This is a genomic window from Lichenihabitans sp. PAMC28606 (genome assembly GCF_020616535.1).
Classification (GTDB): domain Bacteria; phylum Pseudomonadota; class Alphaproteobacteria; order Rhizobiales; family Beijerinckiaceae; genus Lichenihabitans; species Lichenihabitans psoromatis.
The window spans coordinates 794,521-807,815 of the sequence record NZ_CP085136.1; the positions used below are offsets into that span (position 1 = coordinate 794,521).

Sequence of the window (13,295 nt, forward strand, 5' to 3'; positions counted from 1 at the left end):
CGGCCTAAGCTCGCCTAGCTGAAGAGCACGACGGGGGTTTGACCGTCAGGCCACGATCCGGGCGATCGCGACCACAACCACCGCGCCGATCGTCGAAATCACGATATCGGCAATCAGCGGATTATGGATCGGGAGGGGCACGCCGAAGCCATGCACGATCAAGCTTCCCACAAAAGCACCGATCAAGCCCGTGATGAGATCGCGGATCAAGCCTCCGCCACCCATGATGAGGCTGGCAAGCCAGCCAGCCACGAGGCCGACGAACAGGACGGTGATCAGGCTATGAGCTTCGAACATCTTTGGCTTCCGGAAATCGCGACACGATGACCGTGCGGCAAGGTTGAGCGGCTTCTATATGCGAAGTCGCTCGACATAAAAATACGAGTGGTGGCGGAGGGATCGAAAGGCCCGATGACCCGATCCCTGCCAACGCGGCTCTTACGTGTGGATGACACGCCCATAGGCGTCCAGAACGCTCTCGTGCATGGTTTCGGACAAGGTCGGGTGCGGGAACACCGCATTGATGAGGTCCTCCTCCGTCGTCTCGAGGTTCATGGCGACCACAAAACCCTGTATCAGTTCGGTGACTTCAGCCCCGACCATATGGGCCCCCAGCAACTGCCCCGTCTTGGCGTCGAAGATCGTCTTGACCATCCCCTCGGGCTCGCCGAGAGCGATCGCCTTGCCGTTCCCGACGAACGGGAAACGTCCCACCTTCAAGTCGAAACCGGCCTCCTTGGCCTTGGCTTCGGTCAACCCGACGGAGGCAATCTGCGGCAGGCAGTAGGTGCAACCCGGGATCATGGCCCGATCGAGCGCATGCGTGTGCATGCCCTTGATGGTCTCGACGCAGATCACAGCTTCGTGCTCGGCCTTGTGGGCCAACATCGGCGCACCCACGACATCGCCGATCGCATAGATGCCATCGACACCCGTGCGGCCGAAGCCGTCGGTCGCAATGATGCCCCGGTCGATCGTTACGCCAAGCGCCTCGAGCCCGAGATTCTCGCTGTTGCCGACCACGCCGACCGCCGAGATCATACGATCAGCCGTGATGGTCAGCGTGCCACCTTTCCCGTCGTCGATCGTGGCCGTGATGTCGTTTTCACCCTTCTTGACCCCGGTCACCTTGGCGCCGGTCAAGATTTTGATGCCGGCCTTCTCGAACCGCTTCCGCGCGAAAGCGGCGATTTCCGCATCTTCGACAGGGAGGATCTGCGGCAACACCTCGACGACCGTAACCTCGGCCCCCATGGTGCGGTAAAAATAGGCGAATTCGATGCCGATCGCGCCAGACCCCATGACCAAAAGCGACTTCGGCATGGCCTGCGGCACCATCGCCTCGAAATAGGTCTGAATCAGCTTGCCGTCGGGCTCGATGCCCGGCAAGGCGCGCGGCCGCGCCCCCGTTGCCACAATGATGTGCTTGGCCTGATAGGTGCCGGGACCTTTGGCGCCCTTGGGCGCCGGCACGGGCGGTTTTCCCATGGCCGACTTGGTGGCCGGCACGACCGCGATCTCGCCAACCTTGGTGATCTTGGCTTCACCCCAGATCACGTCGATCTTGTTCTTCTTCATCAAGAAGCCGATGCCGTTGACGAGTTGCTGCGACACGCTCCGTGAGCGTCCCACCACCTTGCCAAGATCGAAGCCAACGCCGGTGGCGCTCAGGCCGTAAGCATCCGCATGCGTCATATTGTGGTAGATTTCAGCCGAGCGAAGGAGCGCCTTGGTGGGTATACAGCCCCAATTGAGGCAGATGCCGCCAAGATGTTCGCGGTCCACCACAGCCGTCTTGAAGCCGAGCTGTGCGGCCCGGATGGCGGCCACATAGCCGCCGGGTCCAGCGCCGATCACGATGATGTCGTAGGTGTCAGCCATGGGAGAGAACTCAATTCAATCACGTTGAGACGGAACATGGGATCCTGCACGGCGGCGTTGCAGACCGTGCAATGCAGGTCAGACCAGCATTCCCATCGGGTTCTCGATCAAGGTTCGGAAGGCCGAGATCAATTCAGCCCCTAGCGCGCCATCGACCGCCCTGTGGTCGGTCGACAGCGTTACGGTCATGACGGTCGCGACGGCTGGCGCACCATTCTTGACCACGACACGCTTCTCCCCGGCACCGACCGCCAGGATCGAGGCATGAGGCGGGTTGACGATCGCGGCAAAATTCTTGATGCCGAACATGCCGAGATTAGACACTGCGGAGGTGCCGCCCTGATATTCCTCGGGCTTCAGTTTGCGGTTACGCGCCCGCGCGGCATAGTCTTTCATCTCGTTCGAGATCGTCGACAGCGTCTTCGTCTCGGCAGCGCGGATCACGGGCGTGATCAAGCCGCCGGGGATCGAAACCGCGACGCCGATATCCGCGGTCTTGTGCTTCAGCATCGCGGCTTCGGTCCAAGTCACGTTGGCGTCCGGCACGCGGATCAAGGCGAGCGCCAGAGCCTTGATCACAAAGTCGTTGACCGAAACCTTGTAGGCGGGCTTGCCATCCTTATCCTTCTGCGCAGCCGCATTGATCTGCTCGCGCAGCGCCATCAGCGCATCGAGATCGCAGTCGACCGACAGATAGAAATGCGGGATCGTCGTTTTGGCCTCGACAAGACGACGCGCGATGGTTTTCCGCATCGAATCGTGCGGCACCTCCTCGAACGAGCCGGCCGGATACATCTTCTTGATGGTCTCGTCCGACGTGGCGGCAGGCTTCGGCCCCGGCGCTTGAACGGGAGCCGGCGCCGCGGCTTTTGCTTGTGTGGCCACGACCGGGCGCGGCGACGCCAGCGCGGCTTTCACGTCCCGTTCGACAATCCGACCATGCGGGCCCGACCCGTTCACTTGGGACAAATCGAGATTGCCATCCTTGGCGATCCGTCGGGCAAGCGGCGAGGCGAAAATTCGCGCGCCCAAATCGACGGCGTCACGGGCCGCAGCTTCCTCACCTTTTGAGGCCACCGGAACATTCGCAGGCTCGCGCTCGCCGCGCAGACCCTGCGGCGCGGAGATCGCGGCACCCTGCTCGACGGTCGCAGGCTCGGCCTTCGTTTGAGGCGCATCTTCGGGTGCCGCCTCGGCAGCGGGAGCGGCGTCGATTGACTGGCTCGCGATGGTCTTCACATCCTCGCCTTCGGCCGCGATCACTCCAATGACGGCGTTGACATCGACGTCCGCCGTGCCTTCCGGCACCACGATCTTTGCGAGCGTGCCTTCGTCGACCGCCTCGACCTCCATGGTGGCCTTGTCGGTTTCGATTTCGGCGATCACGTCACCGGATTTAATCGTATCGCCTTCCTTCTTGAGCCACTTCGACAGATTTCCCTTCTCCATGGTCGGAGACAGGGCCGGCATCAGAATGTTGGTGGGCATATGCGCCTCGACGAAATCAAATCAGAGCAGGATCGACGAACCGAACCACGCGGCGTCAGCGGTAGGTCACGGCCTTTGCGGCTTGCACCACTTCGGCAATGCTGGGCAAAGCCAGTCTCTCGAGGTTGGCGGCATAAGGCATCGGAACATCCTTGCCGGATACACGCATGACGGGAGCGTCTAAATAGTCGAACGCGCCTTCCATGACACGCGCACTGATCTCGGCGCCGACACCCGATTGCGCCCAACCTTCTTCGACCGTGACGCAGCGGCCCGTCTTTTTGACGGACGCCAGGATCGTCGCCGTATCCATCGGTCGGATCGTTCGGAGATCGATGACCTCGGCTTCGATACCGTCTTTGGCGAGTTCGTCAGCCGCCTTCAAGGCGTAGCTCATGCCGATCGACCACGACACGATGGTGACATGCTTACCCTTGCGGGCGACACGCGCCTTGCCGATCGGCACGGTGAAGTCCTCGAGATCCGGCACGTCGAACGACTGCCCGTACAGGATCTCATTTTCCAAAAACACGATCGGGTTGGGGTCGCGGATCGCGCTCTTCAGCAAACCCTTTGCGTCCGCGGCCGAATAGGGTGCCACGACCTTCAGCCCCGGCACGCTCGAATACCAGGCGGTAAAATCCTGGCTATGCTGTGCCCCGACGCGCGCGGCGGCTCCGTTGGGACCGCGGAACACGATCGGTGACCCCATTTGCCCACCCGACATATACAGCGTCTTGGCGGCCGAATTGATGATCTGGTCAATCGCCTGCATGGCGAAGTTGAACGTCATGAACTCGATGATGGGGCGCAGCCCCGCCATCGCGGCGCCGACGCCAATCCCCGCAAAGCCATGTTCCGTGATCGGCGTATCGACGACGCGCTTGGCGCCAAATTCCTGCAACAGTCCCTGGGTTACCTTATAGGCGCCCTGATATTCGGCGACCTCTTCACCCATGATGAACACATTGCCGTCACGCCGCATTTCTTCGGCCATCGCGTCACGCAGGGCTTCACGCACTGTGATCTGGACGAATTTGGTGCCCTCCGGCACCTCGGGCGCCTCATCGGCCGCGCCGCCATCCATAGCGTGATCGGCGGTGTGGGCAGCGCCGTTCAGCTTCGACGTCGCGAGAGCCCGCTCGTCGGATTTCGCTGCGACATCCGGCTTCTCGGATGCGGGCACGTTACCGTTGGCCGCGCCGCCGCCCTGATCCGTCGACTCGGTCGGCGCCTTGACGCTCGCCGTCGGCATCGCGTCCGCCGCCTCGCCTTCAGCGACGATCACCCCGATCGGGGTGTTGACCGCCACATTCTCGGTCCCCTCATCGATCAGGATGGCGCTCAGCGTCCCCTCGTCGACGGCCTCGACCTCCATCGTGGCTTTGTCGGTTTCGATCTCGGCCAGAATATCGCCGGACTTCACCTTGTCGCCGACCTTCTTGACCCATTTGGCCAGCTTGCCCTGCTCCATCGTGGGCGACAGCGCCGGCATCAACACATTCGTTGCCATCAGTGCTTCCTATAGGCCGTGCGTCAGAGAAGAATGTCGGTCCAAAGTTCGGACGCGTCGGGCTCGGGGTCGTGCTGGGCGAAATCCGAAGCCTCATTGACGATCGCTCGCACCTTGGCGTCGATCTCCTTGAGTTCATCTTCCTTGACGCCGTGCTGGTCGATCAAGCGCTGGCGAACCTGCTCGATCGGGTCCTGCTCGTCGCGCATCTTCTGCACTTCCTCGCGCGACCGATACTTGGCCGGATCGGACATCGAATGGCCGCGATAGCGGTAGGTCTCCATTTCGAGGATCATCGGACCATTGCCGGAGCGGCACCACTCCAGCGCCCGCTCACCGGCTGCCTTCACGGCCCGCACGTCCATCCCATCCACTTTGTCGCCAGGGATATTGAATGACACGCCGCGACGGGAAAAATCGGTCTGTGCCGACGAGCGGGCGACAGAGGTGCCCATCGCATAACGGTTGTTCTCGATCACATAGACGATCGGCAGCTTCCACAGCTCAGCCATGTTGAAGCTCTCGTAGACCTGCCCCTGGTTGGCGGCGCCATCCCCGAAATAAGCCATCGTGACGGACCCATCGCCCCGATACGCGTTGGCGAAGGCGAGGCCGGTCCCGAGCGACACCTGCGCCCCGACGATACCGTGGCCGCCGTAGAAATGCTTTTCCTTGGAGAACATGTGCATCGAGCCGCCCTTGCCGCGGGAATATCCTCCGCGGCGACCGGTCAGCTCCGCCATCACACCCTTCGGATCCATGTCGCAGGCCAGCATATGGCCATGGTCGCGATAGCCGGTAATGACTTTGTCGTTGTCCTTGGACGCCATCTTCATGCCGACCACAATCGCTTCCTGGCCAATGTAGAGATGGCAGAAGCCGCCGATCATCCCCATGCCATAGAGCTGGCCTGCCTTCTCTTCGAAGCGGCGGATCATCAGCATCTTGTCGTAGGCCGCCAGCTCCTCGTCCTTCGTAAAGACGGCGAGGTTCGACGACGGGGCGGGTTTGGACGCGTTGACCTCTGGACGAGGCGATTGTGCGGCGAGGGACATGAACGATCCTTGCGAACCATCGGCCTGGGCAGACCGGGCCTCTATAAACTCGCAGGGAAACTAGCGGAGCATTCGGCCAAAAGCGAGGGGCGCCACGCCGCATTCGCGCCGAATAAGCCTTTGATTTTGCAAAAACAAAGCGACTTTGCCTATGCCGCACTGCACCATAGCGCTGCGCGCAGATCAGGTCTGTCGTAGACGCGGGTCAGGGTTTTGCGGAGACTTTCGAAAACACAACAAGATCACGGGGATCGACGAAATCGAGCTTGAGTCGCGCTTGCTCTTCTAAGAGGTCACGATCGACGGCCTCCGAACGCATAAGTGTTATGCGATGCTCCCAAAGCGTTCGCTCGGTCTTCAACTGAGTCAGATTATCTCGCAATGCAGCAATCTGGACTTTGTATTCCGCCTTCGTTTTCAAGCCACGCTCGCCATTCACGGCCGTATAGATGAAATACGATGCTGCGACGCCAGAGAGAGCGTAGAGCAGAACGGGATAGAGAATGGCGCGGAGACGCGTGCGAACGACCATGATTCGAGCCTGCGCCAGCAGGGTTGAAAAAGCTTTAATCCGCCTACGAGTCGCACGGGTCACATTCCCCTGAAACGCAAAAAGGGCGAGCCATAATGCCCGCCCCGTCACGATGGTCTATCGTGGTTCGCTCAGCCGAGCTTGGCGAGTGCCTTGAGGGCATTGCGACCAGCGTATTTCGCCTGGCTGCCGAGCATTTCCTCGATGCGGATCAACTGATTATACTTGGCCAATCTGTCCGACCGCGCGAGAGAGCCGGTCTTGATCTGTCCGCAATTGGTCGCGACCGCGAGATCCGCAATCGTCGAATCCTCCGTCTCGCCGGACCGATGGGACATGACCGCCGTGTAGCCGGCGCGCTGCGCCATTTCGACCGCCGCGAGGGTTTCGGTCAACGTCCCGATCTGGTTGACCTTCACCAGCAACGAATTGGCGACGCCATCCTTGATGCCACGTGCGATGCGCGATGTGTTGGTCACGAAGAGGTCGTCACCCACGAGTTGGCATTTCGAGCCGATGAGATCGGTCAGGATCTTCCAACCCTCCCAATCGTCCTCCGACATGCCATCTTCGATCGAGGCAATCGGATAGTCGGTCGCAAGCTTGGCGAGATATTCGGCCTGCTCCTGAATCGAGCGGACCTTGCCCTCCCCTTCATAATGATACTGGCCGTCCTTGAACCAATCGGTCACGGCGCAGTCGAGCCCGAGCACCATATCGTCGCCCGGCTTGAAGCCGGCTTGTCGGATCGCGTCCATGCAGAAGTCGAGCGCAGCTTCCGCCGATGGCAGGTTCGGCGCAAAACCGCCTTCGTCACCGACGTTGGTGTTCTGACCGGCCTTCTTCAGTGCGGACTTCAGCGTGTGAAACACTTCAGAGCCCCAGCGCACGGCCTCTTTCAGGCTCGGCGCGCCGACCGGCAGGATCATGAATTCCTGAAAGTCGATCGGGTTGTCGGCGTGGGCGCCGCCATTGACGATATTCATCATCGGAACCGGCAGGACATGCGCCTGGGTGCCGCCGACATAGCGGAACAACGGCAGGCCGAGTTCTTCGGCGGCCGCCTTGGCGACTGCAAGCGACACGCCGAGGATCGCATTGGCGCCGAGCTTCGCCTTGTTGGGCGTGCCGTCGAGCTCGATCATGGCTTGATCGATCCGCACCTGCTCCTCGACCGGGATGCCGGCGATGGCTTCAAAAATAGTCTGCACACCAGCCACGGCCTTCAGCACGCCTTTGCCACCGAACCGGCTCTTGTCGCCATCCCGCAACTCGACGGCTTCATGCGCGCCGGTCGAGGCTCCCGACGGAACAGCGGCCCGGGCGTGAACGCCCGATTCGAGGATCACATCGACTTCGATCGTCGGATTGCCTCGACTATCCATGATCTCACGGGCGAGAATATCGACGATCGCGGTCATGCGGGGCCTCTTGAGCTCGTGGAGTTTGCAACACCCGCCTTCTAGGCCAAGCCAAAAGCCTTGGGAAGCTGATAGAGAAAAGCACGTCCCGTCTTATCTGATGCGAGTTCGCCATGCCGATCCTCTCCGCTCCCTCATCGCCCTTCGTCACCACGGCCTGGCTGGCCGAGCACCTCGACGACCCGACCGTGATCGTCGTCGACGGATCCTGGTATCTGCCGACCCTGAACAGGAACCCGCGCGCTGAATATAATGCGGCGCATATCCCTGGCGCCGTCTTCTTCGACGTGGATGCGATCGCGGACCATTCGACCGGCCTGCCCCACATGCTGCCGACCCTCGACATGTTCACGGCTGCGGTTAGCGCTCTCGGGATTTCCGATCAGCACCACATCGTCGTGTATGACGGATCGGGCCTCTTCTCGGCGCCGCGCGTGCGTTGGACGTTCAGGACCTTCGGGGCCAAGGCTGTCTCGCTTCTCGAGGGTGGCCTGCCGCAATGGAAAGCGGAGAACCGTCCCCTCGTTGCGGGTGAAAGCAGCCCGAAGCCCGCCGCCACCTTCAATGCTGTGCTCGATCCGAAAGCTGTCGCGACCTTGGCGGATGTCCGCGCCGCACTCGACGATGGCTCGGCTCTCGTGGTCGACGCACGCCCGGGCGAGCGCTTCCGGGCCGAAGTGAGCGAGCCGCGCCCCGGCCTGCGATCCGGCCACATGCCGGGCAGCAGCAATCTCCCGTTCGACAAACTGGTCGTGAATGGCCGGCTTCAGCCTCCCGAGGTGCTGCAGGATCTCTTCGACGAGACCGGCGTCGAACCGTCCGAACCGGTCATCGCCACGTGCGGATCGGGCCTGTCGGCTGCGATCGTCGCCTTGGCGCTCGAATCGGCAGGCCACGACGGGACGCGTATCTACGACGCCTCCTGGGCCGAATGGGGAGCGCGAGACGACTTACCGGTGCTGACCGGCCGCTAAGCGGAGCACTCAGAGAGCGTTGCGTCGGCTAGCCCGCCACATGATCCACTGCCGCTTCCAGCGCGGGAGCAGCAGAGGCTCGGTGAACGGGTCCCGTCCCTTGCGCTCGCTGAGGCGTAGGGTCGGCTCGACCAGACTGGTCAGCAGGTAAGCCGGCAAGGCGGCCGGCTCGATGGTCGATGCTTGATTCCGCAAGGCGTCGAGATGCAACCGTGCGATGCCGCGCATGTCGGCAAGCATTTGCTCAATCTGCCTGGTCGCGTGACCGGCTTCGATGTCGGCGGGCTTGAGCTTGTGACGCGCCAAAAGATCAGCCGGCAAATAGACCGGCGTGCGGTGTCGCGAAAGGTCGGCGAGTTGCCCGATGACGCTAAGCGCAACGCCGGCATGGGAGGCGGCGCCGATGCCGCCCGGCTCCTGCTTGCCGGTCAGGATGATGGCCAACACCTGGATCGGCCCCGCCGCCGTCTGCTCGCAATAACTCTCCCAATCGTGCAGCGTCGACATGGGATCGTCGTAGAGATCGAAACGATGCGCCTCGATCAGGTCAGTCAGCACCTCGCGCGGAAGGCGGCAAGTTTGGATCGTATCGAGCAATGCCGCCGCCACCGGATGCGACGCGACGTCGCCCCGGGCTTCGCCTTCGATCGCGTCGCGCCACCATTGCAGCCGCAATTCCCCAGCCAATGGTTCCGTGACGCGTTCGCGCACCTGCGCGATCTCGAGCAGGAATGCCCGGACAGCGTAAAGATGCGGACGCTTCGCAGCCGGCGCGAACAGCATCGCAAGCCAGAAGTCGCGATCGCCCGCTCGGACATGGGCTTCGCAATGAACGTAATGTTCGGCAAGCGCGGCCGCGGCTGATGGGGGAATGTGGCTCATGCGACGGCTAGAAGCGCGGCCGCGACCAAACGCCCTTCGGCGATCAGAATATTATACGTCCGCGCCGCGGCACCGGTCGACATCGGGTCGGATCGGATGCCGGCCTGTTTCAGCCGCTGGCGCAAGGCGTCCGGCAGCGGAACAAGCTCGGTCCCGGTTCCGACGAGCAGAAATTCGATGCTGCCCTTCGGAGCGTCGAAGAGCGGACCGAGCGTTCCGGGCAGGATATCGGCCGGGCTGTCGGCGGTCCACGCGTAGATCCCCGACGACATTACGATGATCGAGCCCTTGTGGGACATGCTGGCAAAGCGGAACCCGCCGTTGCCGTAAGCATCGATCAGATGATTGCCGGGGACGAAGCCATCGTGAAGTTCGCCAGCCATTGTGCCTCGGTCCTCAGAGCACGATCGAGCCAGGATCGATCAGGCGGTGGCCTTCGTGGTCTGCACGGGTTTCTGTTTCGGCTCATTAACCGGAGCATCCCGCGTTTCGTTGCGGACGCCAAGGTAGATCAGGATCGGCGAGCAGATGAAGATCGACGAATAGGTCCCGACGAAAATGCCCCACATCATGGCGAGCGAGAACGATTTGATGACCTCACCGCCGAAGAACACCAGCGCCAACAACGCCAGGAACACGGTCGTGGCCGTCATGATGGTCCGCGGCAGCACAGCGTTGATCGACATGTCGATCATGTCGGCTGTCGAGATCCGCTTGTATTTCTTCATGACTTCCCGGATGCGGTCGAGCACCACCACGGCTTCGTTCAGCGAGTAGCCGACGATCGTTAGAATCGCGGCGATGGACGTCGTGTTGAATTCGAGATGCGTGACCGAGAAGAAGCCGACTGTGAGCAAAAGATCGTGCATCGTCGCGATGACGGCGCCGACCGCAAATTGCCACTCGAACCGGAACGCCAGATAGACCAGGACGGCGAAGATCGAGACGACGACGCCGAGCGTCCCCGATTGGACCAATTCGCCCGAGACCCGCGGTCCGACGACCTCGACGCGTCGAAACTCGTAGCCATCGCCGATCGCGCTCTTGAGTTTGGCGACGGCGGCCTGTTGAGCCGGATCGCCGCCGGGTTGGAGGCCGACCCGCAGCGTGACGTCGGACGGCTGGCCAAAGCCCTGCACTTCCAGGTGACCAAGGCCAAGATTGTCGCCGACACGGCGCAACGTCGAGAGATCCGCCGTACCGAATTTCGCACGAAGTTCGAGCAACGTGCCACCCGCAAAATCGATGCCGAAATTCACCCCGACCATGATGAACATTACGACCGACACGATCGACATGAAAGCCGAGAACGGATAGCTCCAGCGCCGGAAGCGCATGAACCCGAATTTAGTGTTCTCGGGGGCCAGACGAAGAAGTTTCATACGGTGGATTGTCCTAAGCGCCGATCGATCGAAGCCACCGGCCAGGATCGACAGAACGACAAGTGAAGCGCGTCAGATCGGCAGTTTGGTCGGTCGCTTGGCCCGATACCAGAGCGCAATCATCATGCGCGTCATGGTAACGGCCGTCACGATCGAAGTCAGGATCCCGAGCCCGAGCGAAACCGCGAAGCCCCGCACCGGACCTGATCCGAAGAGATACAGGATCAGCGCCGCCACGAACATCGTGACGTTCGAATCGACGATGGTTGCGAAAGCCCGCTTGAAGCCTGAGTCCAGCGACGAGATGATCGAGCGCCCGGCGTGATTTTCCTCCCTGATCCGCTCGTAGATCAGCACGTTGGCATCCACCGCGAGGCCGATCGTCAGCACGATCCCCGCGATACCGGGCAGCGTGAGGGTGGCGCCGAGCAACACCATGGCGGCGAAGATCAGCAGGATGTGAACCGCCAAGGCGATATCGGCGAAGATGCCAAAGATACCGTATGTCGTGATCATGTAGGTGAGGACGAGAGCGGCCGCGACATAGAAAGCGGTTTTGCCGGCGTTGATCGAATCCTGCCCGAGGCCGGGACCGACGGTGCGTTCCTCAACCACGGTCAGTTTCGCCGGTAGCGCGCCGGCGCGAAGCAGCACCGCGAGGTTGTTGGCCTCCTCGACCGTGAAGCCGCCGGAAATCTGGCCCGAGCCGCCGGGAATAGCGCCACGGATCACCGGAGCCGAGACGACCTTGCCGTCGAGCACGATGGCGAACCGCTTGCCAACATTTTCGGAGGTGACCTGACCGAATTGTTGGCCACCGCGAAGATTGAAGCGGAAATTCACGACAGGCTGCCCGGTCTGCTGCTCGAATCCGGGGGACGCATCGGTGAGATCCTCGCCCTGAACCATGATCTGACGCTGCACCGGCGTCGTCCCCGGACTGTCGGACTTGTAGTTCGGCAGGTCCTCGATATCGGCCGGGTTGGCGCCGGGATCGGCGACGAGGCGAAACTCGAGCTTTGCGGTCGTCCCAAGAATATCCTTCAAGCGCTGCGTGTCCTGCAGGCCCGGAACTTCGACCAGAATCCGGTCGTCGCCGACCCGCTGGATGTTCGGCTCGGTCGTGCCGAGGGCATCGACGCGACGTCTCAGAACTTCGATCGACTGATCGACCGCACGCCGGACCCGGTCGTTGATCCCTGCATCCGAAAGGGTCAGTTGGATCAGTCCGTCACTGCCCTGGTTGATCGTAAAGCTGGAGACGGCGCCCGTCAGGCTCGCACCGATCGGGGCAGCCAACGCTTGGAGCTTGGGCAACAGCTTGTCGCGCTCGGCTGCGTCCGGCACGCGCAACTGCACCCCGCGGCTCTGCATGCCGACGCCGCCGGTGAGGCGAACATTCTGCTCGCGCAACAGCCGCCGCACATCGTCGCGCAAGTTTTCGACCTGCGTCTTGGTCACGGCATTGGCGTCGACTTCGAGAAGCACATGCGCGCCGCCCTGAAGATCGAGCCCCAGCACGATCGCGCGCGCCGGCAACCAGGAGGGGCTATGTTTGAGAACGTCTTCGCGCAGATCGGGCGAAAGCAAGCTCGGGATCACCAGAAGGATGGCGATCAATGTCCCTGCGAGGATCGACAAGATCTTCCAGGTGGCAAAACGCATCATGGGCTTGCTTCAACACTCTTGAGGCGCGTGCCTTTGGCTCAGGTCACGCGACGAAACGAAGGAGCGGTCAGGCCTTGACCGGGACGTCCTTGACTGGCTCGCCCTTGGCGCGCACCTCGGAAATCATCGTCCGCAATAGGCGAACCCGCACGTTGACGGCGATCTCGAGTTCGATCTCGGCCGGCTCGGTCGCCTTGGTGACCTTGCCGATGAGGCCGCCCGTCGTGACAACGGTGTCGCCGCGGCGCACGTTGCTGACGAGATCGCGGTGATCCTTGGCGCGCTTTTGCTGAGGGCGGAGGATCAGAAAATACATGATCACGAGGATGACCGCGAAGGGGGCCATCTGAAGAACGAGGTCCATTCCGCCACCGGACATGCCGGGCGTTTGTGCAAATGCGGGCGTAAACAAAGCGGGCAGACTCCAAAGCTCGGCCGGGATGTGCCCGGGTGGTGCGAGCGGCGCGGACTATACAAGCCGCCAATGCGATTGCAATGG

At 61.9% G+C, this 13,295-nt stretch carries 13 protein-coding genes; 1 reads left to right on the forward strand and 12 read right to left on the reverse strand.

The window, feature by feature from the left end; all coding sequences use genetic code 11:
* Positions 1 to 45: 45 nt before the first annotated feature.
* The 7 genes from LGH83_RS03720 to eno all read right to left on the reverse strand — a co-directional run bounded on the left by LGH83_RS03720 (position 46) and on the right by eno (position 7,890).
* Entirely contained in the window at positions 46 to 297 is a 252-nt protein-coding gene (locus LGH83_RS03720; protein WP_227400660.1) for a GlsB/YeaQ/YmgE family stress response membrane protein, read from the reverse strand.
* Positions 298 to 438: 141 nt separating this feature from the next.
* On the reverse strand, positions 439 to 1,881 hold the full coding sequence (gene lpdA, locus LGH83_RS03725; RefSeq protein WP_227400661.1) for a dihydrolipoyl dehydrogenase: 1,443 nt from the start codon (positions 1,879 to 1,881) through the stop codon (positions 439 to 441).
* A gap of 78 nt (positions 1,882 to 1,959) precedes the next feature.
* Complete coding sequence (locus tag LGH83_RS03730; RefSeq protein ID WP_227400662.1) at positions 1,960 to 3,369, reverse strand: pyruvate dehydrogenase complex dihydrolipoamide acetyltransferase; 1,410 nt, start codon at positions 3,367 to 3,369, stop codon at positions 1,960 to 1,962.
* A 55-nt stretch (positions 3,370 to 3,424) separates the two neighbouring features.
* Positions 3,425 to 4,882, reverse strand: a complete 1,458-nt coding sequence (locus LGH83_RS03735; RefSeq protein ID WP_227400663.1) for a pyruvate dehydrogenase complex E1 component subunit beta — start codon at positions 4,880 to 4,882, stop codon at positions 3,425 to 3,427.
* Positions 4,883 to 4,905: 23 nt separating this feature from the next.
* Positions 4,906 to 5,937 (reverse strand): pyruvate dehydrogenase (acetyl-transferring) E1 component subunit alpha, encoded by a 1,032-nt coding sequence (gene pdhA, locus LGH83_RS03740; protein WP_227400664.1) that lies wholly within the window; start codon positions 5,935 to 5,937, stop codon positions 4,906 to 4,908.
* A gap of 205 nt (positions 5,938 to 6,142) precedes the next feature.
* Entirely contained in the window at positions 6,143 to 6,580 is a 438-nt protein-coding gene (locus LGH83_RS03745; protein ID WP_227400665.1) for an FtsB family cell division protein, read from the reverse strand.
* 20 nt (positions 6,581 to 6,600) lie between these two features.
* On the reverse strand, positions 6,601 to 7,890 hold the full coding sequence (gene eno, locus LGH83_RS03750; protein WP_227400666.1) for a phosphopyruvate hydratase: 1,290 nt from the start codon (positions 7,888 to 7,890) through the stop codon (positions 6,601 to 6,603).
* 113 nt (positions 7,891 to 8,003) lie between these two features.
* On the opposite strand from eno, the gene sseA reads away from it, so the two are divergent.
* A complete protein-coding gene (gene sseA / locus LGH83_RS03755) occupies positions 8,004 to 8,864 on the forward strand; it encodes a 3-mercaptopyruvate sulfurtransferase (RefSeq protein ID WP_227400667.1) in 861 nt (286 codons plus the stop codon).
* A 9-nt stretch (positions 8,865 to 8,873) separates the two neighbouring features.
* Here the strand turns inward: sseA and LGH83_RS03760 are convergent, their stop codons facing one another.
* From LGH83_RS03760 to yajC, 5 genes are all read right to left on the reverse strand, one after another.
* Positions 8,874 to 9,746: a phytoene/squalene synthase family protein gene (locus tag LGH83_RS03760; protein WP_227400668.1), complete on the reverse strand. Its 873-nt coding sequence runs from the start codon at positions 9,744 to 9,746 to the stop codon at positions 8,874 to 8,876.
* Complete coding sequence (locus tag LGH83_RS03765; RefSeq protein ID WP_227400669.1) at positions 9,743 to 10,129, reverse strand: Mth938-like domain-containing protein; 387 nt, start codon at positions 10,127 to 10,129, stop codon at positions 9,743 to 9,745. The genes LGH83_RS03760 and LGH83_RS03765 overlap by 4 nt, the downstream gene beginning before the upstream one ends.
* A gap of 39 nt (positions 10,130 to 10,168) precedes the next feature.
* On the reverse strand, positions 10,169 to 11,128 hold the full coding sequence (secF, locus tag LGH83_RS03770) for a protein translocase subunit SecF (RefSeq protein ID WP_227400670.1): 960 nt from the start codon (positions 11,126 to 11,128) through the stop codon (positions 10,169 to 10,171).
* Positions 11,129 to 11,200: 72 nt separating this feature from the next.
* A complete protein-coding gene (gene secD, locus LGH83_RS03775) occupies positions 11,201 to 12,796 on the reverse strand; it encodes a protein translocase subunit SecD (protein WP_227400671.1) in 1,596 nt (531 codons plus the stop codon).
* 67 nt (positions 12,797 to 12,863) lie between these two features.
* Positions 12,864 to 13,208, reverse strand: a complete 345-nt coding sequence (gene yajC, locus LGH83_RS03780; RefSeq protein WP_131117516.1) for a preprotein translocase subunit YajC — start codon at positions 13,206 to 13,208, stop codon at positions 12,864 to 12,866.
* Between the last annotated feature and the right edge of the window lie 87 nt (positions 13,209 to 13,295).

Bases quoted from the DNA above. Each gene is read 5' to 3' on its own strand.
- LGH83_RS03735 (WP_227400663.1), bottom strand. From the start codon at position 4,882: ATGGCAACGAATGTGTTGATGCCGGCGCTGTCGCCCACGATGGAGCAG.
- sseA (WP_227400667.1), top strand. From the start codon at position 8,004: ATGCCGATCCTCTCCGCTCCCTCATCGCCCTTCGTCACCACGGCCTGG.
- secF (WP_227400670.1), bottom strand. From the start codon at position 11,128: ATGAAACTTCTTCGTCTGGCCCCCGAGAACACTAAATTCGGGTTCATG.
- eno (WP_227400666.1), bottom strand. From the start codon at position 7,890: ATGACCGCGATCGTCGATATTCTCGCCCGTGAGATCATGGATAGTCGA.
- secD (WP_227400671.1), bottom strand. From the start codon at position 12,796: ATGATGCGTTTTGCCACCTGGAAGATCTTGTCGATCCTCGCAGGGACA.
- LGH83_RS03720 (WP_227400660.1), bottom strand. From the start codon at position 297: ATGTTCGAAGCTCATAGCCTGATCACCGTCCTGTTCGTCGGCCTCGTG.
- LGH83_RS03765 (WP_227400669.1), bottom strand. From the start codon at position 10,129: ATGGCTGGCGAACTTCACGATGGCTTCGTCCCCGGCAATCATCTGATC.
- LGH83_RS03730 (WP_227400662.1), bottom strand. From the start codon at position 3,369: ATGCCCACCAACATTCTGATGCCGGCCCTGTCTCCGACCATGGAGAAG.
- lpdA (WP_227400661.1), bottom strand. From the start codon at position 1,881: ATGGCTGACACCTACGACATCATCGTGATCGGCGCTGGACCCGGCGGC.
- pdhA (WP_227400664.1), bottom strand. From the start codon at position 5,937: ATGTCCCTCGCCGCACAATCGCCTCGTCCAGAGGTCAACGCGTCCAAA.
- LGH83_RS03760 (WP_227400668.1), bottom strand. From the start codon at position 9,746: ATGAGCCACATTCCCCCATCAGCCGCGGCCGCGCTTGCCGAACATTAC.